This window comes from Actinosynnema sp. NPDC037264, from assembly GCF_055603705.1.
The window spans coordinates 1-21806 of record NZ_JBVJVK010000001.1 but is presented as its reverse complement, the minus strand read 5'-3'; the positions used below and the strand labels follow the sequence as shown (position 1 = coordinate 21806).

Sequence of the window (21806 nt, the reverse complement as noted above, 5' to 3'; positions counted from 1 at the left end):
GCCGAGAGGCACGATGGGCAGGTGCAGAGACCTTCCCTTGTGGCATCCGACGTCGACGGCACCCTGCTCACGCCCCTCGGCCGGGTCAGCCCGCGCACGGCGGGCCTGATCGCCAGGGTGCTGGCGGCCGACGTCCCGTTCGTGCTGGCCACCGGCCGCCCGCCCCGCTGGGTGCCGGACGTGGCCGAGGCCGCGGGCCTGTCCGGCTACGCCGTGTGCTCCAACGGCGCGGTGCTCTACGACATCGGCGCCGACCGCGTCGTCACGGCCGAGCTGCTCACCCCCGAGCAGCTGACCGAGCTGGCCGCCGTGCTGGACGAGGCGCTGCCCGGCTGCGCCCTGGCCTCGGAGCGGGTCGGCGAGTCCGCCCGCGGCTCCACCGAGCCGGAGTTCATCGCCGACGAGCACTACCTGCACCCGTGGGGCGACGGCGCCCAGCCGCTGCCGGGGCACCAGCGGGCCCAGCTGGTCGGCAAGCCGGCGGTGAAACTGCTGGTCAGGCACCCGAACATGAGCTCGGACGAGATGGCGCGGGCCGTCGGCCCGCTGGTCGGCGACTCCGTGGCGATGACCTGGTCGACCAACGAGGGCCTGCTGGAGTTCGCGGCGCCCGGCGTGACGAAGGCGTCCGGCCTGGCCGCCGTCGCGGAACGCCTCGGCGTGCCCGCGAGCGGCGTGCTGGCGTTCGGCGACATGCCCAACGACGTGCCGATGCTCACGTGGGCGGGTCACGGCGTGGCCATGGCCAACGCCCACCAGGACGCCCGGGGGGCCGCCGACGAGGTCACCGCGGCCAACTCCGAGGACGGGGTCGCGCTGGTGCTCGAGCGGTGGTTCTAGGCTGCCCGTGACGACTCGACCCCCATACCCACCCCGATCCGCCCCACCCGGATCGGCCCACACTGGAGAGACACCCGTGCGCGCACTCGTGACCGGCGGAGCCGGCTTCATCGGTTCAACCCTGGTCGACAGGCTCCTGAGGGACGGGCACGAGGTGCACGTCGTCGACGACCTCAGCCGGGGCAAGCGGACGGCCCCGGCCGACCCCGCCCACGCTGACCGCTACTCGTTCTCGCGGGTCGACATCACCTCGCCGGAGCTGACCGACGTGGTGTCCTCGTTCGGCCCCGAGGTGGTGTTCCACCTGGCCGCGCAGATCGACGTGCGCGTGTCCGTGGCCGACCCGCTGCTCGACGCCAACAAGAACGTGCTCGGCACGGTGAACCTGGCCGAGGCCGCCCGTCGCGCGGGCGTGCGCAAGGTGCTGTTCGCCTCGTCCGGCGGCTCGATCTACGGCACACCCGAGGTGCTGCCGGTCGCCGAGTCGACCCCGATCAACCCCAAGTCGCCCTACGCGGCGTCCAAGGTGTCCGGCGAGGTGTACCTGAACACCTACCGGCAGCTGTACGGCCTGGAGTGCACGCACCTGGCGCTGGCCAACGTCTACGGGCCGCGGCAGGACCCGCACGGCGAGGCGGGCGTGGTGGCCATCTTCGCGTCCGCGCTGCTCGCGGGCCGTCCCACGAAGGTGTTCGGCGACGGCGGCAACACCCGGGACTACGTGTTCGTGGAGGACGTCGTGTCGGCGTTCGTCGCGGCCTCCGGCGAGGCGGGCGGCGGCCGGCGCTACAACATCGGCACCGCGCACCAGGTGTCCGACCGCGAGCTGCACACCCTCGTCGCGCAGGCGGCGGGCGTGGCCGACGACCCGGAGTTCGCGCCGGCCCGGCTCGGCGACCTGCGCGCGTCGGCCATCGACCCGTCGCTCGCGCGGGCCGAGCTGGGCTGGAAGCCCGAGGTGGACATCGCCACCGGCGTGCGGCTGACCGTGGACTACTTCCGCGCGCTGGAGAGCTGAACCGAGCGGAACAGGCGGACGGGCCGGTCCTCCCGGGAGGGGAGCGACCGGCCCGTCCGCGTTCGTCCGGGGTTCGTCCGGGTCAGGAGGTGTGGGCCGGGTCCTCGACGCGCTCGACGGCCTCGACGACCGGCGCGTCCTGGGGCGGCTCGGGGGCCTCCGCGTTGCGCAGCGCGATGGCGCGGGCCAGCCGCGCGTAGCGCAGCTCCAGCTCCTTGAACCGCAGGTAGGTGTTGATGGTCTGGAAGCCGAAGGCCACGACCAGGGCGTAGAGCAGCAGGTCGGTGCCGCGGCCGACGCCGACGAGCTCGGCGACCTTCGACACCTCGACCGGCCTGATGACGGCGACGACCGCCAGCACCAGGAACAGCAGGAAGCCGATCTTGACGCCGGCCGCGGTCTTGGTCGTGCCGTGGTTCTTGAGGAAGAACACCAGCAGCACGATGACCGCGGCGATGAGCAGGAACTGGATCAGCATGTCAGCGCCTGGACCCCGTCTTGAGAGCCGAGTCGAACAGGATGTTCACACCGTTGATGAGCGACTGGCCCTTGGACATCGAGTACTCGGTGTAGAGGATCTCGACCTGTTCCTCGGTGACCCGCCACCCGCGCTGCGAGATCATGTCGACGATCTGCGACGCGTGGCCCATGCCGTTCAGCGTGATGCGGAGCTCGTCCGCCACCTTCTTGTTGAACACCCGCAGCCCGTTGTGCGCGTCCGACAGCTTCAGCTTGCGCAGCTTGGGGCTGACCGCCACCACGGTCTTGAGCACCACGCGCTTGATCAGCGGGATGTGCGAGTCGTCGCCCTTGAACCGGGTGCCGACGATGATGTCGACCGGCTCGGCGCGGAGCCGGTCCAGCATCCGCACCACGTCCGCGACCTGGTGCTGGCCGTCGGCGTCGAACGTCACGAAGTACTCCGCGCCCGGTTGTTCGCGGGCGTACTCGACGCCCGTCTGGATCGCCGCGCCCTGGCCGAGGTTGACCGGGTGCTGCACCAGGTGGGCGCCCGTGCCGCGGATCGCGTCCGCTGAGCCGTCCCGGCTACCGTCGTCGACGCACACGATGTTCGGGAACGTCTGGAGCGCGTTGCGCACCACGTCCGCGATCACCTGTGCTTCGTTGTAGACGGGCACGACCAGCCATACGTCAGACTGGTCCGCCACGGCGGCCTCCCTGGCGAGTGAGTCGGATGGGTTTCGCAGACAGGCTAGCGCGCGGACCGGTCCCCGCCGTCGCCGACCAGCATTGCGGCGAACTCGGCGATGGTCCGGTCCCACGAGAAGCGCTCGCGGGTGATCTCGCCGAGCTTGGCCGCGCGCGCCTCGCGCTCCGGGTCGGTGACGGCCGTCTCCAGGGCGACGGCGAGCGCGGCGGGGTCGCGCGCGGGCACGAGCCAGCCGGTCACGCCGTTGTCCACGATCTCGGCCGTGCCGCCCACGTCGGTGGCCACGACCGTGCAGCCCATGGCCGCCGCCTCCAGCACGGTGGTCGGCAGGCCCTCGGTCCAGCTCGGGTTGACGAACAGCGAGGCGGCGGACATCTCGCGCAGCGCCGTGTCGTGGTCGACCTCGCCGAGGAACCGCACGTGCTCCTCCAGGCCGAGCCGCGCCACCTGGGCCCGCAGGTCGGCCGCGGCCGGGCCGTCCCCGCACAGGCGCAGCTTCAGCGGCACGCCCCGGCGGTGCAGGGTGGCGGTGGCGGTGAGCAGGTCGGCCACGCCCTTGCCGTTGATGAGCCTGCCCACGTAGCAGGCCACCGGGCCGTCGGCCTCGTCCGGACGGCGGGCCACCACGCCGTCGGGCAGCTCGATGCCCCGGTAGAGCACCTTCGCCTCGCGCTTGGCCAGGTCGCGGACGAACCGCGCGGCCGACTGCGACACGGCCACCACGGCGTCCGCCCAGCGCAGCACGGGCTGGCTGGTGAGCGTGTCGACGGTGGCCGCGACGAACCGGACGAACCAGCCGCCGCTCTGCACCGGGCTCGACCCGTGCTCGACGTGCAGCCGGCGCAGCCCCGCCCGCTTGGCGAACAGCGACGCCCACAGGTGCGGCCAGTAGAACCGGGTGTGGGTCATCAGCACGGCGTCCGGCCCGCACAGCTCGCGCAGCTTCCGGGTGAAACCGGGGTAGGGCACCGGGTAGTGGGAGATGACCTCGCGGCCCGGCCAGCGCACGACCGTCCACCGGTCGCCCAGCCGTTCCACCCCCGCCGGGGCGCCGACCGCCGAGGTGAACACGGTGATCCGCAGGTCCGGATCGGCTTCGAGCATGCGCCGGTGGAGCTCGTGCGCGTACGCCTCCACCCCGCCCTTGTGAGGCGGGTAGTAGACGGGCATGTCGACCAAGTGCACGGCCACGAATCTAGGCCCTTTCCCGATGCCCGAGCAGGCCGGCCCAGGCCAGTGCGGCGGCGGTCAGCCACGCCAGCGCCATGCCGAACGCGACGCCCATCACGCCGAGCAGGAGGCCGAGGCCCGCCACGAGGGCGATCTCGGTGACGAACTGGACGGTGCGCACCCGCGGTCCGAGCCAGGCCCGGCCGCTCGCCTTGCCCGCGACCAGCGCCGTCTGCGCCGTGGCCAGCAGGAACGCGTACGCCAGGAGCACCAGCACGATCGGCCGCAGGCCTTCCCACGGCGTGCCGAGCGCGGCGGTGAGCAGGTCGGCGGGCGCGACCAGGGCCAGGCCCGCGAAGACGAGGCTGACGACCGCCGCCAGCCCGGAGACCAGCATCGGCGCGCGCACGACCTCGCGCGCCGACCGGCCCGCCAGGTGCGCCAGCAGGGCGTTGCTGATCCCGATGAACAGCACGGTGAGCGCGGTCACCGGCACCAGCGCCTTGCGCAGCAGGCCGAGCCCGTCGAGGCCGACCACCCACGCGGTCACGCCGAACGTGGCCCAGGTGCCCGCGGTCAGGTACACGGCGTCGATGAGGAACCCCGGCAGCAACGACCGCCGGTCGCGCAGCCAGCCGCGTACCGCGCCGACCGCGAACGGGCCGCCGGTCAGCCACGCGCACACCGCCGCCACGGGCACCGCGCTCAGCGCCCACAGCAAGTACGTGGACGAGGTGTCCAGTTCGCCGACGAGGAGGGCCACGCCGATCGCGCCCAGGAACAGCACGAGCCAGGAGGCGTCCAGCGCCAGCGCCCGCAACGGCCGCTGCCGGGCGTAGGAGACGTACCGGCCGTGGTCGAGCACCGCGGTGAACGGCGAGGCCAGCGCCTGGACCAGCAGCAACGTCCGGGCGGGCCCGTCGGACAGCAGCCCGACGACCAGGCACCCGACCCCGATCGCGAGGCCGAGCAGCAACGACGTCGCCGCCGCGCCGCGCACACCCCGCGCGTCGCCGGACGCGACGACCTTCGACACCAGCAGCGGCTCCGCGGCGACCGCGCGACCCAGGTACCACTGGCCGATCTGCACGATCGCGACCAGCGAGAACACGCCGTACTCGGCGTCGGTCGACAACGGCGCGGCGATCAGCTGCACGGCGAACGTGATGGCGCTGAAGACCAGCTGGTCGAGGGTGACGGCCGACTGGCGCACCGCCGTGCCGGCCACTGCGCGCAGACCGTCGAGCCGTGATCTGTTCGCCGCCGTCACGGGTGTCCTCTTCTTGGGGGTGCCAGAGCGGGCCTTACTGTACGGCGTTGTCCGATCCATCCCCGCAGCAGGAGAACCCCATGCCATCGCCGGTGTCCGTGGTGATCCCGTGCGCGCCCCGGGCGGACTTCCTCGCCGAGACGTTGCGCTCGGTCGCCGAGCAGACCCACCAGGACTGGGAAGTGGTGCTGGTCCTCGACGGCGAGTGCGAGCAGAACCGGGCCGCCGCGCGCACGCTGCCCGACGACCGGGTGCAGGTGCACCTGACGCCCGCGCCGCGCAGCGGGCCCGCCGTCGGCCGCAACATCGGGCTCGACGCGGCCAAGCACGACCTCGTGGCCTTCCTCGACGCCGACGACCTGTGCCTGCCGCAACGCCTCGCGCACCAGGTCGCCGTGCTCGAACAGCGGCCGGGCCTGGGGCTGGTCGGCGCGTGGGCCCGGCAGATCGACCCGTCCGGGCAGGTCGTGGGCGAGATGCACTCGGCCATCGGGCCCGAGGTCGCGCGCACCATGCTGCTCTACAACTGCCTCATCACCTCCACGATCGTGGTCCGCAAGGAGCTCGCGGCGCGCGTCGGCGGCTTCGACCCGCGCCTGGTGCGGCTGGAGGACTACGACCTGTGGCTGCGCGTCATGGCGCTGGCGGAGGGCGACGTGCTGCCCGAGGAGCTGGTCGGCTACCGCGTGCACCCCGGCCAGTACAGCCGCGGCGCGCTCATGGGCTCCCACACGAAGCTGCTGCGGCGGTCCAAGCAGGCGCTGGCGAAGCGGATCGGGGTCAGCGGGCTCGGCGTCGCCGCCCGGCACGCCGCGTGGCTCGGCGTGCAAGTGGCCCACCGCCGCTGGTGAGGCCCGCGCGGGTAGTCTGCGGTCGCGGCGGGACGGGGGCCCCGCTCCTACACCAAGTGATCGGGTTGCTGACGCGATGAGTGCTGCACTGCTGGTGCTGTTGCTGCTGTGGGTGCCTGGCCTGTTGTTCGGCGCGGCCGTCCGGTTGCGGGGGTGGACGCTCGCCGCGGCGGCGCCGGCGCTGACCTACGGCCTGGTCGCGGTCGGCGGCCTGCTGCTGGGCGAGCTCGGGTTCTCCTGGACGCTGCTCACGTTCGGCGCGTGGACGCTGGCCGCGTCGGCCGTGCTTTTCGCCGTCACCACGCTGGTGCAGCGCCGGTGGCCCGCCCGGGTGGACGACGACGAGCCGCGCGTGTCGCGCCGGGGCCACCTGGTGGTCGGCGCGGGCGTGGCCGTCGGCCTCGCGGTCGGCGCGGTCACGTTCCTGCGCGGCATCGGCAGCCTGAACCGCCTCGCCCAGGACTGGGACGCGCCGCACCACGGCAACCTCGTGCGCTGGCTCGCCGAGCACCAGACGTCGCTGGTGTCCTCGGCGGGCGCGATCGGCAACCAGCCGGAGAACGCGGACTACTTCTACCCGGCCACCTACCACCAGCTGCTGGCGCTGCTGCTCGACCAGTTCGGCGTCACGCTGCCGCAGCTGCTCAACTCCGGCGCGCTGAGCACCGTGCTGGTGTGGCCGGTCGGCATCGCCGCCATGGGCCTGGCCTGGAAGCTGCCCGCCCGGATGGTCGCGCCCGCCGCCGCCGTGTCCACCTGGTTCTCGCCGTTCCCGTACGACTCGCTGTGGCGCGGTCCGCTGTGGCCCTACGTCGCCGGCATCGCCCTGCTGCCCGCCGTGCTCGCCCTGGTCACGTACCTGGTCCGGCCGCGCGGCATCACCGGGCCGGTCGCCATCGCGGTGTCGGTGGCGGCGCTGGTCGGCCTGCAGCCGAGCCTGGCGTTCATCCTCGCCGGCCTGCTCGGCGTGATCTTCGTGGCGTGCGTGTTCCGGCTCGTGCCGATCGACTGGAAGCGCGCGTGGCCGGGCCTGGTCGCGCTGGGCGTGCTGGGCCTGGCGGTGGCCGTGCCGCTGATCCTGCCGTCCATGCGCTCGGCCGAGGGCGTGGCCGCGATGGTGTGGCCGTCGGAGGCCACGCCTGCGGGCGCGTTCGGGCAAATGCTCACGTTCTCCGGCGTGGTCGACTTCCCGCAGTGGTGGATCGGCCTGCCCGCGCTGTTCGGCATGGTGGTCATGGCGAAGCGGCGGCTCATGGTGTGGATGGTCGGCGTGTGGCTGGCGTTCGGCGGGTTGTACGCCGTCACCGTCTCGCTGGAGGGCGCCGTCATCCAGCGGCTGACCGGCTACTTCTACAACGACCACTGGCGGCTCGCGGTCATGCTGCCGCTGCCCGGCTCCATCGGGTTCGGCGTGGCCGTGGTCGCCTTCGGCACGTGGGTGGTCGCCCGCTACCGGGACCGGGTGCCCGCGCTCGGCCGCTCGCCGTGGGCGCCGGTGGCCGTCAGCGCGGTGTTCTTCCTGCTCATCGGCCTGGTCAGCGGCGCGTACGTCGGGCGCAACAGCGCCCGGCTGGCCGGGAACTACCAGAACGGGCCCACCGTCAGCGACGGCGAGCTGGAGGCCTACCGGTGGCTGGCCGAGCGCGTCCGGCCCGGCGAGCGGGTGATGAACGACGTGTTCGACGGCAGCGGCTGGCTGTACGCGATGGCGAAGGTCGAACCGGTCGAGTGGACGTTCTACGGCACGCCCGCGGGCACGCCGAGCAACTTCCTGACCAAGCACCTCAACGAGCTCGACGAGAACCCCGAGGTGCGCGAGGCCCTGACCGAGCTGAGGGTCCGGTACGTGATCGTCGGCCGGGGTTTCGTGCGCAAGGAGAACCGGATCGCGCCCGGGTTCGTCGGCCTCGACCGCACGGCGGGCTTCAACGAGGTGTTCCGCAACTCCGATTCGGTGATTTACGAAATCGAAGGCCAGGAGGACGTGCTCGAAGGAGCCGCGGCGGCGGCCGGCCGATGAGCGTATCGACCGATCGGTGCCCCACTTTCACCCCATGGGGTGTGGACGGTCGCGTCCGGTCACTGCCGTACCCTCGACTGCTGTGAGCTTCGCTGGATTTGACCTGATCGTCGTCGGTTCCGGGTTCTTCGGCCTGACGGTCGCCGAACGCACCGCATCACAGCTCGACAAGCGCGTGCTCGTGTTGGAACGCCGCGCGCACATCGGTGGCAACGCCTATTCCGAGCCGGAGCCCGAGACGGGCATCGAGGTGCACCGGTACGGCGCGCACCTGTTCCACACGTCCAACAAGCGCGTGTGGGACTACGTCAACCAGTTCACCGAGTTCACCGGGTACCAGCACCGGGTGTTCGCGATGCACGCCGGCCAGGCCTACCAGTTCCCGATGGGCCTCGGCCTCATCTCGCAGTTCGTCGGCCGCTACCTGAGCCCCGAGGAAGCCCGCGCGTGGGTCGCGGAGCACGCCGCCGAGATCGACTCCAAGGACGCGAAGAACCTGGAGGAGAAGGCGATCTCGCTCATCGGTCGCCCGCTCTACGAGGCGTTCGTGCGCGACTACACGGCCAAGCAGTGGCAGACCGACCCGAAGGAGCTGCCCGCGGCGGTCATCAGCCGCCTGCCGGTGCGCTACACCTTCGACAACCGCTACTTCAACGACACCTACGAGGGCCTGCCCGTCGACGGGTACACCGCGTGGCTGGAGCGGATGGCCGACCACCCGAACATCGAGGTGCGGCTCGACACCGACTTCTTCGACGTCCGGGACGAGATCCCGGCCGGCACGCCCGTGGTCTACACCGGCCCGCTCGACCGCTACTTCGACTACAGCGAGGGCTGGCTCGGCTGGCGCACGCTGGACTTCGAGCAGGAAGTCCTGCCGGTCGGCGACTTCCAGGGCACGCCGGTGATGAACTACAACGACGCCGAGGTGCCCTACACCCGGATCCACGAGTTCCGGCACTTCCACCCCGAGCGCGAGTACCCGTCGGACAAGACGGTCATCGTGCGCGAGTTCTCCCGCGCGGCCGAGAAGGAAGACGAGCCGTACTACCCGATCAACACCGCCGAGGACCGCGCCAAGCTGGAGCGCTACCGCGAGCTCGCGCGCACCGAGGCCGCCGAGCGTAACGTCGTCTTCGGTGGTCGACTGGGCACCTACAAGTACCTGGACATGCACATGGCGATCGGTTCCGCGCTGAGCGTGTTCGACAACAAGATCGCCCCGCACCTGGCCTCCGGTCGGGCGCTGGACGGTTCGCTGGAGGACTGATTCGGTTATGTCGGGCAACTCCACCCTCGTCGAGCACGAGGCACCGGAGAAACTGCTGGCGCAGCGCGGCCTCTTCGCCGGGCCGTCGCAGATCGTCTCGGAGGACCTCTACGCCGAGATCTCCCAGGGCATCGCCGACCGCGAGCGGCACCGCATGGTCGTGCACCCGCACGCCACCGTGTCGATGAACACCTACTTCGGCCGGTTCCCGGCCACCTACTGGCAGCGGTGGTGCGTCAGCGCCGAGGTCGAGCTGAGCCTGACCCTGACCGGTTCCGGCACGGTCTCGGTCGTGGCCTCCGACGCGGAGGGCGAGTCCCGGACCATCGTCGCCGAGCAGGTCTCGGGCGCGCAGGGCCAGGTCGTGACGCTGACGGCCAAGATCGACAAGTTCACCGACGGCGGCGCGCTGTGGTTCGACGTCGTCACCGGTGAGCACGAGCTGGTCGTCGAGCACGCCCGGTGGACGGTCGCGCCGCCCAAGCGGGTCCGGCCGACCGCGGTCGTGATCTGCACGTTCAACCGGGTCGAGGACTGCCTCAACACCATGGCGGCCCTCGCGTCCGACTCCGAGCCGCTGAGCCTGGTCGACGCGATCTACGTGGTGGACCAGGGCAGCGACCCGGTCGAGTCGCGGCCCCGGTTCGCCGAGGTCGCCGCCGCGCTCGGCGACAAGCTGCGCTACATCCGCCAGCCCAACCTCGGCGGCGCCGGCGGCTTCACCCGCGGCCTGTACCAGGTCATGGAGGTCGACCACGCCGAGCACGCCAACGTGCTCTTCATGGACGACGACGTGCTGTGCGAGCCGGAGATCGTGGTCCGCACGACCGCGTTCGCCAACCGCACCGCGCAGCCGGTCATCGTCGGCGGCCAGATGCTCTACCTGCTGCACCCGAACCACCTGCACGTGGGCGCGGAGTACGCCAACCTCGACACGCTGGCCCCGGGCCAGGTCGTGGACGGCGCCCTGCACGACGCCGACCTCACCGGGTACGACGAGGAGACCGGCAAGCGCAACGTGCAGGACCGCCGGGTCGACGCGGGCTACAACGGCTGGTGGTCGTGCCTGATCCCGTCGGAGATCGTCAAGGCGGTCGGCTACCCGCTGCCGCTGTTCTTCCAGTGGGACGACATCGAGTACGGCTACCGCGCGCGGGCCCACGGGTTCGCCACGGTCACGCTGCCCGGCGCGGGCGTGTGGCACGCCGACTTCCACTGGAAGGACTGGGACGACTGGCACCGGTACTTCAACCTGCGCAACGCCCTGATCACCTCGGCGCTGCACAGCCAGTTCGACCCGAAGCGGATCTGCCGGTCGATGGCGGCCCAGCTCGCCACCTACCTCGTCGGCATGCAGTACGGCCTGGCGGCGACCCAGCTCAAGGCCATCGAGGACTTCCTCAAGGGCCCCGAGATGCTGCGCGACGGCGGCGTCCAGGCGGCGGCGGACATCCGCAAGCTGCGCGCCGAGTACCCCGAGACGGTCAAGCACCCGGCGTCGGAGGTGCCCGGCATCTCCTCCGGCGACCTGCCGCTGATCACGGCGCCGCCCGCGCCGCGGCTGTTCGCGCCGGTGCTGGCCAAGCGCGTGGTCAACCAGCTGCTCGGCCGCAGCGTGCACGACGTCGGCGCGGTCGCCGCGGGCGACTCGGCGTGGTGGCACGTGTCGCTGTTCAACACCGCCGTGGTCACCGACGCGTCCCAGGAGGGCGTGCGGGTCCGGCGGCGCGACCGCGAGCTGGCCATCCGGCTCGGCAAGCAGGGCACCAAGCTGCTCAAGGAGCTCTACCAGCGTGCTCCCGAGATGCAGCGCGCCTACCGCGACGCGATGGGCGAGCTCACCAGCCGCGAGAACTGGCGGCGGTTGTACGACCTGTGACCGGTGAGGCGGGGCGGCCCTGAGCGGTCGCCCCGCTTCGCTTCTCCCACGTCTTTCTCACGCGCTTCTCACCGGGGGACCTTCAGTGGACGCAGTGCACCGGATCATCCTGCCGAGGGACGACGACCCGCTCGACGTCCGGCCGATGTACCTGGACGAGCCGGAGAACGTGCACTGCCAGGTCGACTCACGGCGCGGGCTGACCGTGCCCGAGCACGCCAAGGTGTCGTTCGCGACGTACTTCAACGCGTTCCCGGCCAGCTACTGGAAGCGGTGGACGGTCGTCGACGAGGTCGTGCTGCGGATGCGCGTGCGCGGCTCCGGCCGGATCGACGTGTACCGGTCCAAGCCCAGCGGCGACGTCGTGCACCTCGAAGGCTCGTTCGTGCGGGACGCGGCGGACTGGACGTCGCTGGAGTTCCCGGTGTCGCTGCGGCCGTTCGAGGACGGCGGGCTGATCTGGTTCGACGCGTTCACGCACGAGGCGTCGCTGGAGATCCAGGACGCCGAGTGGGCCGTGCGGTCGCCGCTGCCGGCGAAGAAGGTCGCGGTCAGCATCACCACCATGCGCCCGCACGACGCGGTGGAGGCGTTGCGGGCGCTGGGCAGCGACCCGGCCGTGCTCGACGTCGTGAGCAACGTGTTCGTGGCCGACCAGGGCGCGGTGAAGGTGCGCTCGGTGGCGGGCTTCGCGGAGGCGGAGGCCGGGCTCGGCGGCCGGCTGGAGGTCATCGAGCAGGACAACCTCGGCGGCGCGGGCGGGTTCACCCGGGGCATGTTCGAGGCGGTCGAGCACGCCGACGCCGACCAGATCATGCTGATGGACGACGACATCCGGCTGGAGCCGGAGGCCGTGCTGCGGTCCAACGCGTTCGCGCGCGCGGCGGCGTCGCCGGTCATCGTCGGCAGCCACATGCTGAACCTGCAGGCCAGGACCCGGCTCCACAGCACGGCGGAGATCGTCGACCTCGGCACGTGCTTCTGGCGGGCCGCGCCGGGCGCGGTCACCGACCACGACTTCGCCACCTCGTCGCTGCGCGAGACGCCCGAGCTGCACCCCAGGGTCGACGCCACCTACAACGGCTGGTGGATGTGCCTGTTCCCGCGCGAGGTGGTGGAGCGGACCGGCTACCCGCTGCCGCTGTTCATCAAGTGGGACGACGCCGAGTACTCGTTGCGGGCGCTGGAGCACGGCTACCCGACGGTGTCGCTGCCGGGTTCGGCGGTGTGGCACATGCCGTGGACGGACAAGAACGACTCGACCGACTGGCAGGCCTACTTCCACACCCGCAACCGCCTGGTGCTGGCCGCGCTGCACAGCCCGTACGACGTGCGGAACGGGATCGTGAAGCACGGGTTGAAGCTGTCGCTGCGGCACCTGCTGTCCATGGAGTACTCCACCGTGGCGTTGCAGCAGAAGGCGATCGAGGACTTCCTGGACGGTCCGGCCGGCCTGTTCGACTCGCTGCGCACGGCGCTGCCGATGGTGCGCGCGATGCGCGAGGAGTACAGCGACGCCCGACGGCTGGAGTCGGCCCGCGAGTTCCCGCCGCCCACGTTCGACATGGTGCGGGCCGAGGCGTTGCTGAGGCCGTCCAAGGGCAAGGCGACCATCGCGGTGCGCGCGGCCAAGTCCGTCCTGCACAACCTGCGCCCGCCCCAGGCGTCCGCCGGCGACCGCCCGCAGCTCAACGTGCCCGCGCTGAACGCCCGCTGGTTCCTGCTCGGCAACCTGGACAGCGCCACGGTGTCCACCGCGGACGGCACCGGCGTCGCGTTCTACAAGCGCGACCCCGACCAGTTCCGCACCCTGATGGCGCGTGCCGCCCGCAACTACCGGCGTCTGGGCAGGGAGTGGCCGCGGCTGCGCCGCCTGTATCGCGACGCCCTGCCGGAGCTGACCTCGGCCGAGCAGTGGCGCAAGGCGTTCGAGAACCGCTGACCGCACTCCCGCACGCGGTCGGGTCGGGCGCGCTGTCGTCGATCAGGGTGGTCGAGGCGAGCGCGGCGCGCTACGGAGCTTGATCGGTTCCAGTCGTCTTCTTGCGCCGCCGCGGTTCCGCCGACCGCGGCGGCGTCCGACGCATGTGGTCCCGCGCGCGGGCCAGGACATCGGCGAGCGCCTCGACGTCGGAGCGGGACAGCGGGGCGAACAGCAGGTCGTCGAGGACGGCGACGTGACCGGGGAAGACCCCCGCGAGCACAGCACGTCCTTCCTCGGTGATGGTGACGGTGACGCTGCGCTCGTCATCGGCGGACGGCGTCCGGGTCACGAGGCCCCGCTTCTCCAGCGTCTGCGCCTGATAGGTCAGTCCGCTGCGGCTGTAGACGACACCGTCGGCCAGATCGGTCATCCGCCGACTGCCCGTCGGTGAGTCGCCGAGCGTGGCCAGGAGCTGGAACTGCACGTAGCTGAGATCGCCGGCATCCCGCAACTGCTGCTCGACGGCGTGCTTCAGCAGGCTGCTCGCCTCGATGAGGGCGAAGTACGCGCCCAGCTGCGTGGCGTCCAGGCGGGGCGGCGGGGCGGTCATGGGTCGAGCCTATCAGTGCTTCCAACTCGAAGCACTTGCTTCGAAATCGAAGCAGTGTTACGGTCGTTCCAGTTGCTTCGACTTCGAAGCACATCACCGGAGGGTCGACATCATGAAGGCAGTGCGGTTCCACGAAACGGGCGGCCCGGAAGTCCTGCGCTACGAAGACGTCGACCAGCCGGTCCCCGGCGCGGGCCAGGTCCGCATCCGGGTCGCGGGGTCGGCCTACAACCCGGCCGACGGCGGCATCCGCGAGGGCTTCCTGCCGATCCCGGTCACGCTGCCGCACGTTCCGGGGTACGACGTCTCCGGCAGGATCGACGCGCTCGGCGACGGCGTGGAAGGTTTCGCCGTGGGCGAGGACGTCATCGGGCTCATCCCCATGACCGCCGACGGCTCGGCCGCGGAGTACGTCGTCGCCCCCGCAGAGGTGCTGGTGAAGGCTCCCACCACCATCCCGCCGGCGGACGCCGCGGGGCTGCCGTCGGTCGGGCTCACCGCCTCGCAGGCGCTCTTCGAGGCAGGCGGGCTCACGGCCGGCCAGCGCGTGCTGATCAACGGTGCCGGCGGCCCCGTGGGCGGGTACGCGGTGCAGTTGGCCAAGCGCGCGGGTGCCTACGTCATCGCCACCGCGAGCCCGCGCAGCAGCGAGGCCGTCAAGGCGGCCGGCGCGGACGAGATCATCGACCACACGGCCACCTCGGTGCTCGACGCGGTGGCCGAACCCGTCGACGTGCTGCTCAACCTGGCCCCGATCACCCCCGACGGGTTCACGGCCCTGGTCGTACTGGTCCGCGACGGCGGAGTGGTCGTCTCCACGACACCGACCGTCCCGACGCCCGGTGACGAGGAGCGGAACGTGCGCGCGGCCACGATCTTCGTCCACCCTGACGCGGACGTGCTCTCGGGCCTCGTCGACCTCGTCGACCGCGGTGAGCTCCACGTCGAGATCGCCCGGCGCGTGCCGCTGAGCGAGCTGCCCGCGATCCACCGGCAGGCCGCCGCGGGGGAGGTCCGCGGCAAGGTCGTGGCCGTCCCGCCCGCCGCCTGACGATCCGGAGGTCGCCGTCATGCCCCGAGCCTCGTCGGCGGGGCCTGGCGGCGACTACTCGAAGTGCGCGGCTACGACGTGGCTGAAGTTGACCACGAACTCCTTGTCGTCGGCGGTCCGGATGGACTGGGTGTGGCCGTTGCGCACGACCTGGATCAACCTCGACCCGAGATCCTCGGCGGTCTCCGCGGAAACCTTGATCGAGATCGGGTTCGGGTTCGCGGCCAGGTGCAGGACCAGTGCCGTCTTACGCGCTTCAGAAGTCATGGCGCCACCCCACCACCGGCCACCTGACCAGGCAAGACGGGTTCGCCGTCAGCGATTCCGCGCCGAGCTGAACCGGGCTCTCACTTGCGGAAGAAGCGCTCCCGCTGGCCCAGGCGCACGAGCTTCAACCACTCCAGGAACGCCTTCGGGTCGCGGCGCACGCCGATGAAGTACAGCCCGAACCGGAACGCCTCCAGCAGCCCCAGCTTCCGCATACCGGGCTGCGCCAGCAGGTAACCCCGGTTCCGGTAGGTGTAGTAGCGCTTGACCTCGTTCTCGGGGTCCTGCGCGTGGAACCGGCCGCCGAGCATCGGCTTGAACTCGTCCGACCCGTCGGGGTGCAGGTAGGCGACCTTCAGCGACGTGCCGAACGGCAGGCCGGTGCGCACCAGCCGCCGGTGGATCTCCACCTCGTCGCCCCGGAAGAACAGCCGGTAGTCCGGCACGCCGATGACGTCCACCGTGGACGCCTTGAACAGCGCCCCGTTGAACAGCGACGCGATGCCCGGCAGGAAGTCGGTGCCCAGCTCGGCCGCGTGCCGCTTCCACGTCAACCCGCGCCGCAGCGGGAACGCGAGCTTCTCCGGCCGCTCGATGTTCGTCACCACCGGGGAGATCGCGGCCAGCTTGCGCCGCCGGGCCTCCTCCAGCAGCACGGCGAGCACGGTCTCGTCGGCGGGCCGCCCGTCGTCGTCGGCGAGCCACAGCCAGTCCGCGCCCAGCGACAGCGCGTGCAGCATCCCCAGCGCGAACCCGCCCGCGCCGCCCAGGTTGCGGTGCGAGGCCAGGTAGGTGGTCGGGATCGGGCACTGCGCGACCAGGTCGTCCACCGGCTGGTCGGGCCCGTTGTCGACGACCACCAGGTGGTCGAGCGGCCGGGTCTGCGACGCCAGCACCTTCAACGAGTCGGCCAGCAGCTCGCGCCGGTGCCGGGTCACCACGACACCGACGACGGAGCCCTCCGGCAGTGCGCCCACGACGCTCACCTACTCGCCACCGTTCCCGCTCAGCACCCGCGGCTGACCGATCCGCTCCAGCGTCTCCGGGGCCATGTTCTCGAACGGGTCACGTCCCTTGTAGGAGGTGAGCACGTCCCGCAGCGACCCCTGCATCTTGACACTGCCTTCGTCCATCCAGATCGCCGTGGTGCAGAACTCGGCGAGGAAGTCGTCGGAGTGGTTCGCGAACACCAGGATGCCCGACCGCTTCACCAGGTCGTTCATCCGGTCCCGCGCCTTGGCCATGAACGCCGCGTCGACGGCGCCGATGCCCTCGTCCAGGATCAGGATCTCCGGGTCGATCGACGTCACGATGCCCAGCGCCAGCCGCACCCGCATGCCCGTCGAGTAGGTGCGCAGCGGCATCTGCAGGTAGTCGCCGAGCTCGGTGAACTCGGTGATGTCGTCGACCCGCTTCTCCATCTCCTTGCGGCTCATGCCGAGGAACAGACCGCGGATCATGATGTTCTCGTACCCGGAGATCTCCGGGTCCATGCCGACGCCGAGGTCGAACACGGGCGCGACCTTGCCGACGACGCGCGAGCTGCCCCGCGTGGGCTCGTAGATGCCCGCGAGCAGCCGCAGCAGCGTCGACTTGCCGGCGCCGTTGTGGCCGACGAGGCCCACCCGGTCACCGTGGCGCAGCGAGATGTTGATGTCGTGCAGGGCTTCGATGATCGGGACGCGGCCCTCGGAGCCGATCTTGCCGCCGACCTTGCCCAGCGCGAGCTTCTTCAGCGACCTCGACTTGGCGTCGAAGATCGGGAAGTCGACCGAGGCGTTCCAGACGTCGATGCTGACCATGATGTGTTTGCGGCCTCACTCAGACCCAGTAGGAGACGCGGGCACGGTAGTTCCGCATCGCGATCAGCGCCAGTCCCCAGCCCACGACGGTGAACGCGCCGACGACCACCCAGTGGTGCCAGTCCTGCACGTGGCCGAGCATGGGGGCGCGGACGATCTCCACGTAGTGGTAGATGGGGTTCAGCTCGGCGATCAGCATGCGCCACCCGCCGTCGTCGCCCGCTTCGGCGTTGGTGACCTTGTTGAGCACGCCGACGTGCCACACGATCGGCGTCATGAAGAAGATCAGGTTGATGAAGCTGCTGATCACCGGCGGGATGTCGCGGAACCGGGTGCTGATGATGCCGAACAGCAGCGCGACCCACACCGCGTTGACCACGACGAGGGCGAGGCCGGGGATGGCCAGCAGCACCGTCCACGACAGGCCCGGCTGGACGACCTTGTCGCCTTCCATCTGGTAGCTCTCGGTCAGCGTCGGGAAGAAGATCGCGACGACGACCAGGTACACGACCAGGTTGTGGAAGAGGAACAGCGTCTGGCGCCACACCATGCGCAGCACGTGCACCGTTATGGGCGCGGGCAGGTGCTTGATCAGGCCCTCGTTGGCGATGAAGACCTCGGTGCCCTCGGTCACCACGCCGAGGACGAAGTGCCAGATGATGAACCCCGCCGTGACGTACGGCAGGAAGGTGCCCAGCTCCTGGTTGAACAGCTGGGAGTAGAGCAGGCCGAGCGCGAGCGCCGTCGTGCCCATGGAGATCGTGATCCACAGCGGGCCGATGACGGACCGGCGGTACCGCTGCTTGATGTCCTGCCAGCCCAGGTGGCCCCACAGCTCCCGCTGCCGCCAGGCGTCGCGCACGTCGCCGAACGCGCGCGCGAAGGTGCGCGAGTTGGGTGCCAGGGGAGCGGGAGGTCGCTCGACCGTACTCGTGGGTTGCACGAGTAAGGAGACTACCGGCGACGGGGTGGTGACCCTGTCGCCGGGCTGTCACGGTGCGGTCACCCCTGCTGCGAGGCCTCCGGCACCCCGGTTACCTTCATGATCACCTGTTCGTGATCGTACGTGTACCCGCAGTAGTCGAACTCGATGCCGGTGCGGGCGACGTACTCGGACCACGCCTTGTGCTCGTGGTCCCGCCAGCCCGGGTAGTTGAAGTACTCGTCGAAGACGATCACGCTGCCGGGCACCAGCCGGGGGCCGACGAGGTCCAGCACGGTCTTGGTCGACGAGTACAGGTCGCAGTCGACGTGCAGGAACGACACCGGGCCGGCGTGCTCCTCGAGGAAGCCGGGCAGGGTGTCGTCGAACCAGCCGACGACGAGCTCCGCGCCGTCCACGTCGGGCAGGCCGTCCATGCCGAACAGGCCGGCCGGGAAGCCGTTGCGCCAGTCCTCGGGCAGGCCCTCGAACGAGTCGAAGCCGTACACGTCGCGGCCCTCGAACGCGGTGGCGATCAGCTTGAGCGTGCCGCCGGTGTAGACGCCGAACTCCAGCGCCATGCCCTCGGCCGAGACCAGGCCGAGGGCGTGCTCGAGCGTGGTGTGCGGGTGGCCGAAGTGCGGCGCGGTGGGCAGGTGCTCCCGGATGAACCGGGCGCTCTCCTTGGCCGCTTCCTGCTCACCGGCGAACACCAGGTCGCGCCGGGCCCTGATCTCGTACTGGATCGTCGCGTCGACCGCGCGGTCCGCCTGTCTGCGCAGCTCCTCCACCTGGTCCTGGAGCCGGGCGATCCGCTCGGCCTGCTCGCGGTGGTAGGGGCGGACCGCGTCGTCGATGACCCGCAGGATCTTGCCGCGCACGCGCTTGCGGACCTCTTCGACGATCGGGCTGTGCCGGACTTTGTCGAGCACCTGTCGGCTCCTCTCGCGGGTGTGGCGGTGAACACGGTCGGGCAGCGCGGTGCCCGTTGTCCAGCCCCGCGACCTCAACGCCGCACCGGAACGTTACAAGTACTGACCAGTGCCCCGGATGTGCGGACCGCCCTCGTGATCGGCGGCGCCCGACCCGGCGGGCAGGGCGCGGCCGCGCATCTGCTCCAACTGGACGCGGGCAGCCATCTGCTGGGCGAACAGGGCCGTCTGGATGCCGTGGAACAGGCCCTCCAACCAGCCCACGAGCTGCGCCTGGGCGATCCGGAGCTCCGCGTCGGACGGGGTGCCCTCCTCGGTGAACGGCAGGGAAAGCCGCTCCAGCTCGTCGCGCAGCTCCGGCGCGAGGCCGTCCTCCAGCTCGTCGATGGACCGCTTGTGGATCTCCTTGAGGCGGTTGCGGCTGGCCTCGTCGAGCGGAGCCGCGCGCACCTCCTCCAGCAGCTGCTTGATCATCGTGCCGATGCGCATGACCTTCGCCGGCTGCTCGACCAGGTCGGTCACGTCCTGACCGCCCGCGTCGTCGCCGGACGGCACCCGCGCGGTCCCCACCGGCGTGCCGTCCGGGCCGACCACGACCACGTGCCGCTCGTTCTCCAGCTGATCATCTCGGGGTGCCTCGCTCATGCGTCCCATCCTGGCCCGATCGGGTGGCGGACGCCGAACCGGGTCACAGATCGGGTGGCAAACCCCCGGCCCCTGCTGTCGCTCCCGCCGACGTCCTCCGTACGGTGTGCGGCATGGCGTTCGACGTCGCCCGGGTCCGTGGGCTGTTCCCCGCGCTCGGCGACGGCTGGGTTCATCTGGACGCTCCTGCGGGGATGCAAGTACCCGAACAGGTGGCCACGGCCGTCTCCACCGCGCTGCGCGCACCCGTCTCCGGGCCGGGTGGCATCTTCCCCGCCTCGCAACGCGCCGAGGCGATCGTCGACGCGGCCAGGCGCGCGGTGGCCGACCTCGTGGGCGCCGACCCGGCGGGCGTCGTGCTCGGGCCGAGCTCCGCCGTGCTGCTGCAACGGCTGGCCGACGCGCTGTCGGAGGGCTGGTTCCTCGGCGACGAGGTCGTGGTGTCGCGGCTGGACCACCCGGGCAACATCGCGCCGTGGCAGCGGGCCGCGCAGCGCACCGGCAGCGTGGTGCGGTGGGCCGAGGTCGACATCGAGACGTGCGAGCTGCCTGCCTGGCAGTACGACGACCTGGTCACGCCCAAGTGCAAGCTGGTCGCCGTGACGGCCGCGTCCGGCTCCGTCGGCACCCGCCCGGACCTGCGCAAGATCGCCGAGGCCGCCCGCCGCACCGACGCGCTGGTCGTGGTGGACGCCTCCTCGGCCGCGCCGTTCGTGCCGCTCGACATCACGTCGATGGACGCCGACGTGGTGGCGGTGTCGGCGAACAACTGGGGCGGGCCGCCGGTCGGCGCGCTGGTGTTCCGCGACCCGGCGATGCTCGACCTGCTGCCGTCGGTCGCCGTCGAGCCGGGTGCGCGGGGTCCCGAACGCCTGGAACTGGGCCCGCACGCCTACCCGCTGCTGGCCGGTCTGGTCGCGTCCGTCGAGTACCTGGCCGGTCTGGACGACGCCGCGGTGGGCCCGCGACGCGAGCGCGTGCTCACGTCGTTGAGCTCGGTGAAGGCGTACCAAGCCGGACTTCTGGCTAATCTCATCAACGAACTGCGATCGCTCCGTCACGTCATGGTGATCGGCGACGCCATGCGGCGGGTGCCCGCGCTGGCGTTCACGGTGGCCGGCGTGAAGGCGACCGACGGCGTCGAGCACCTGTCCGAGCGCGGCGTGTGCGCGTTCGCCGACTCGGGACAGCACGGCGTGTTCTCGGTGCTGGGCGTCGGCGAGGTCGGCGGGGCGATCCGCGTCGGCCTGGCGCACTACACGAACGCGGTGGAAGTGGACGAGCTCGTGCGGGCGGTCGCCGAGCTGGCGTGAGACCGGGGGGCTGGGTGGACGACCTGCTGTCACGGGAGCTCGCCGACCTCGCCGCACTGCACCGGCTGGCGCCCCTGATGTCGGAGTACCTGCCCACCACGGCGCACGAACTGCGGCCAGCCGCGCTCGCGGCCGTGGTGGACGAGGTGCTGCTCGGGTCGCGGACCGTGCTGGTGGAGTGCGGGTGCGGCGCGTCGTCGGTGGTGCTGGCCCGGCTGCTCGCGCGGCGCGGGTTCGGGCACCTGCTGTCGGTGGAGCACGACGAGCGGACGGCGGCGTTCGTGGCCAGCCAGCTGCGCCGGGAAGGCCTCGGCCACGTGGCGCGCGTCGTCCACGCCCCGCTCACCCCGCACCCGGCGGCGCTCGGCAACGCCCAGTGGTACCACCCGCAGCTCGTGCACGACGAGGTGTCGGCGTACGTGGAGCGCTACGGCCTGGTCGACCTGCTGCTGGTGGACGGCCCGCTGCTGGGTGACGCGCGCTACCCGGCGCTGCCCGTGCTGCGCGGCGTGCTCGCGCCCGGCGCGGCGGTCCTGGTGGACGACGCCGAACGCCCCGGCGAGCAGACCGTGCTGGTGCGGTGGGCCGAGGAGTTCGCGCTGCGGTTCCGGACGACGCCTCGGACTTTCTTGGCTACGGCGACGGCGTTGGACTGAAGTTGCGGCGGCGAGAAGTGGTGAAAGATCAAAAGCCTTAAAAGCATGTCCTCGCCGGACGGGCAGATCAGCAGGATGACGGCCCGTTCGGTGGTTCTGCGCCGGGTCCGTTGTGGGTCCGGGTTTCGTGTCATCCCACCGACCTCCCTCCGGGCTACCACACGCGTCAAGGGGGCGGTTCCAGCCCATTGTTCC

At 71.2% G+C, this 21806-nt stretch carries 21 protein-coding genes; 10 read left to right on the top strand and 11 right to left on the bottom strand.

Annotated elements, in window-relative coordinates; all coding sequences use genetic code 11:
* The first annotated feature begins 21 nt into the window (after positions 1 to 21).
* Together ACZ7GX_RS00105 and ACZ7GX_RS00100 are read left to right on the top strand one after the other, a co-directional pair.
* Positions 22 to 840 carry an HAD family hydrolase gene (locus ACZ7GX_RS00105; protein WP_498771096.1) on the top strand — a complete coding sequence of 273 codons (819 nt, stop codon included), beginning with the start codon at positions 22 to 24 and terminating at the stop codon, positions 838 to 840.
* 76 nt (positions 841 to 916) lie between these two features.
* Positions 917 to 1858 (top strand): NAD-dependent epimerase/dehydratase family protein, encoded by a 942-nt coding sequence (locus ACZ7GX_RS00100; protein ID WP_498771094.1) that lies wholly within the window; start codon positions 917 to 919, stop codon positions 1856 to 1858.
* 82 nt (positions 1859 to 1940) lie between these two features.
* On the opposite strand, the gene ACZ7GX_RS00095 is transcribed toward ACZ7GX_RS00100, so the two are convergent.
* The 4 genes from ACZ7GX_RS00095 to ACZ7GX_RS00080 are packed head-to-tail and all read right to left on the bottom strand — an operon-like array spanning position 1941 to position 5469.
* Positions 1941 to 2336: a DUF2304 domain-containing protein gene (locus ACZ7GX_RS00095; RefSeq protein WP_498771093.1), complete on the bottom strand. Its 396-nt coding sequence runs from the start codon at positions 2334 to 2336 to the stop codon at positions 1941 to 1943.
* Between the two features lies 1 nt (position 2337).
* Entirely contained in the window at positions 2338 to 3027 is a 690-nt protein-coding gene (ppgS, locus tag ACZ7GX_RS00090) for a polyprenyl-phospho-N-acetylgalactosaminyl synthase PpgS (protein ID WP_230569355.1), read from the bottom strand.
* Positions 3028 to 3071: 44 nt separating this feature from the next.
* Positions 3072 to 4214 (bottom strand): glycosyltransferase family 4 protein, encoded by a 1143-nt coding sequence (locus ACZ7GX_RS00085; protein WP_498771091.1) that lies wholly within the window; start codon positions 4212 to 4214, stop codon positions 3072 to 3074.
* A 10-nt stretch (positions 4215 to 4224) separates the two neighbouring features.
* Positions 4225 to 5469: an MATE family efflux transporter gene (locus ACZ7GX_RS00080; protein WP_498771089.1), complete on the bottom strand. Its 1245-nt coding sequence runs from the start codon at positions 5467 to 5469 to the stop codon at positions 4225 to 4227.
* On the opposite strand from ACZ7GX_RS00080, the gene ACZ7GX_RS00075 reads away from it, so the two are divergent.
* The 5 genes from ACZ7GX_RS00075 (at position 5448) to ACZ7GX_RS00055 (ending at position 13431) form a co-directional block, all read left to right on the top strand.
* Entirely contained in the window at positions 5448 to 6320 is an 873-nt protein-coding gene (locus ACZ7GX_RS00075; protein ID WP_498771087.1) for a glycosyltransferase family 2 protein, read from the top strand. The genes ACZ7GX_RS00080 and ACZ7GX_RS00075 overlap by 22 nt on opposite strands.
* Positions 6321 to 6396: 76 nt before the next feature.
* Positions 6397 to 8340: a DUF6541 family protein gene (locus tag ACZ7GX_RS00070; protein WP_498771085.1), complete on the top strand. Its 1944-nt coding sequence runs from the start codon at positions 6397 to 6399 to the stop codon at positions 8338 to 8340.
* A gap of 34 nt (positions 8341 to 8374) precedes the next feature.
* Positions 8375 to 9610, top strand: a complete 1236-nt coding sequence (gene glf / locus ACZ7GX_RS00065) for a UDP-galactopyranose mutase (RefSeq protein ID WP_498771083.1) — start codon at positions 8375 to 8377, stop codon at positions 9608 to 9610.
* 7 nt (positions 9611 to 9617) lie between these two features.
* Positions 9618 to 11489 (top strand): glycosyltransferase, encoded by a 1872-nt coding sequence (locus ACZ7GX_RS00060; protein WP_498771081.1) that lies wholly within the window; start codon positions 9618 to 9620, stop codon positions 11487 to 11489.
* Between the two features lie 85 nt (positions 11490 to 11574).
* Positions 11575 to 13431 (top strand): glycosyltransferase, encoded by a 1857-nt coding sequence (locus tag ACZ7GX_RS00055; protein WP_498771079.1) that lies wholly within the window; start codon positions 11575 to 11577, stop codon positions 13429 to 13431.
* Between the two features lie 70 nt (positions 13432 to 13501).
* Here the strand turns inward: ACZ7GX_RS00055 and ACZ7GX_RS00050 are convergent, their stop codons facing one another.
* Positions 13502 to 14023 carry a MarR family winged helix-turn-helix transcriptional regulator gene (locus ACZ7GX_RS00050; protein ID WP_498771077.1) on the bottom strand — a complete coding sequence of 174 codons (522 nt, stop codon included), beginning with the start codon at positions 14021 to 14023 and terminating at the stop codon, positions 13502 to 13504.
* Positions 14024 to 14135: 112 nt separating this feature from the next.
* Here ACZ7GX_RS00050 and ACZ7GX_RS00045 point away from each other — a divergent pair, with 112 nt between their 5' ends.
* Positions 14136 to 15074 (top strand): NADP-dependent oxidoreductase, encoded by a 939-nt coding sequence (locus ACZ7GX_RS00045; protein WP_498771075.1) that lies wholly within the window; start codon positions 14136 to 14138, stop codon positions 15072 to 15074.
* A 54-nt stretch (positions 15075 to 15128) separates the two neighbouring features.
* Here ACZ7GX_RS00045 and ACZ7GX_RS00040 read toward each other — a convergent pair whose 3' ends face one another.
* The 6 genes from ACZ7GX_RS00040 to ACZ7GX_RS00015 form a co-directional block, all read right to left on the bottom strand.
* Positions 15129 to 15341 carry a hypothetical protein gene (locus ACZ7GX_RS00040; protein WP_230569345.1) on the bottom strand — a complete coding sequence of 71 codons (213 nt, stop codon included), beginning with the start codon at positions 15339 to 15341 and terminating at the stop codon, positions 15129 to 15131.
* An 80-nt stretch (positions 15342 to 15421) separates the two neighbouring features.
* Positions 15422 to 16318: a galactofuranosyltransferase GlfT1 gene (glfT1, locus tag ACZ7GX_RS00035; RefSeq protein WP_498771073.1), complete on the bottom strand. Its 897-nt coding sequence runs from the start codon at positions 16316 to 16318 to the stop codon at positions 15422 to 15424.
* A gap of 9 nt (positions 16319 to 16327) precedes the next feature.
* Positions 16328 to 17143 (bottom strand): galactan export ABC transporter ATP-binding subunit Wzt/RfbE, encoded by an 816-nt coding sequence (gene wzt / locus ACZ7GX_RS00030; protein ID WP_230569343.1) that lies wholly within the window; start codon positions 17141 to 17143, stop codon positions 16328 to 16330.
* A gap of 19 nt (positions 17144 to 17162) precedes the next feature.
* Positions 17163 to 18086: a galactan export ABC transporter permease subunit Wzm/RfbD gene (wzm, locus tag ACZ7GX_RS00025; RefSeq protein WP_498771070.1), complete on the bottom strand. Its 924-nt coding sequence runs from the start codon at positions 18084 to 18086 to the stop codon at positions 17163 to 17165.
* A gap of 59 nt (positions 18087 to 18145) precedes the next feature.
* Positions 18146 to 18997 (bottom strand): class I SAM-dependent methyltransferase, encoded by an 852-nt coding sequence (locus ACZ7GX_RS00020; RefSeq protein WP_498771068.1) that lies wholly within the window; start codon positions 18995 to 18997, stop codon positions 18146 to 18148.
* Positions 18998 to 19090: 93 nt separating this feature from the next.
* Complete coding sequence (locus ACZ7GX_RS00015) at positions 19091 to 19642, bottom strand: bacterial proteasome activator family protein (protein WP_498771066.1); 552 nt, start codon at positions 19640 to 19642, stop codon at positions 19091 to 19093.
* A gap of 113 nt (positions 19643 to 19755) precedes the next feature.
* On the opposite strand from ACZ7GX_RS00015, the gene ACZ7GX_RS00010 reads away from it, so the two are divergent.
* Together ACZ7GX_RS00010 and ACZ7GX_RS00005 are read left to right on the top strand one after the other, a co-directional pair.
* A complete protein-coding gene (locus ACZ7GX_RS00010) occupies positions 19756 to 20955 on the top strand; it encodes a cysteine desulfurase-like protein (protein ID WP_498771064.1) in 1200 nt (399 codons plus the stop codon).
* Positions 20952 to 21611 carry a class I SAM-dependent methyltransferase gene (locus tag ACZ7GX_RS00005; RefSeq protein ID WP_498771062.1) on the top strand — a complete coding sequence of 220 codons (660 nt, stop codon included), beginning with the start codon at positions 20952 to 20954 and terminating at the stop codon, positions 21609 to 21611. The genes ACZ7GX_RS00010 and ACZ7GX_RS00005 overlap by 4 nt, the downstream gene beginning before the upstream one ends.
* Positions 21612 to 21806 lie beyond the last annotated feature (195 nt).

Bases quoted from the DNA above. Each gene is read 5' to 3' on its own strand.
- ACZ7GX_RS00095 (WP_498771093.1), bottom strand. From the start codon at position 2,336: ATGCTGATCCAGTTCCTGCTCATCGCCGCGGTCATCGTGCTGCTGGTG.
- ACZ7GX_RS00070 (WP_498771085.1), top strand. From the start codon at position 6,397: ATGAGTGCTGCACTGCTGGTGCTGTTGCTGCTGTGGGTGCCTGGCCTG.
- glf (WP_498771083.1), top strand. From the start codon at position 8,375: ATGGGGTGTGGACGGTCGCGTCCGGTCACTGCCGTACCCTCGACTGCT.
- ACZ7GX_RS00060 (WP_498771081.1), top strand. From the start codon at position 9,618: ATGTCGGGCAACTCCACCCTCGTCGAGCACGAGGCACCGGAGAAACTG.
- ACZ7GX_RS00050 (WP_498771077.1), bottom strand. From the start codon at position 14,023: ATGACCGCCCCGCCGCCCCGCCTGGACGCCACGCAGCTGGGCGCGTAC.
- ACZ7GX_RS00045 (WP_498771075.1), top strand. From the start codon at position 14,136: ATGAAGGCAGTGCGGTTCCACGAAACGGGCGGCCCGGAAGTCCTGCGC.
- ACZ7GX_RS00040 (WP_230569345.1), bottom strand. From the start codon at position 15,341: ATGACTTCTGAAGCGCGTAAGACGGCACTGGTCCTGCACCTGGCCGCG.
- wzt (WP_230569343.1), bottom strand. From the start codon at position 17,143: ATGGTCAGCATCGACGTCTGGAACGCCTCGGTCGACTTCCCGATCTTC.
- ACZ7GX_RS00015 (WP_498771066.1), bottom strand. From the start codon at position 19,642: ATGAGCGAGGCACCCCGAGATGATCAGCTGGAGAACGAGCGGCACGTG.
- ACZ7GX_RS00010 (WP_498771064.1), top strand. From the start codon at position 19,756: ATGGCGTTCGACGTCGCCCGGGTCCGTGGGCTGTTCCCCGCGCTCGGC.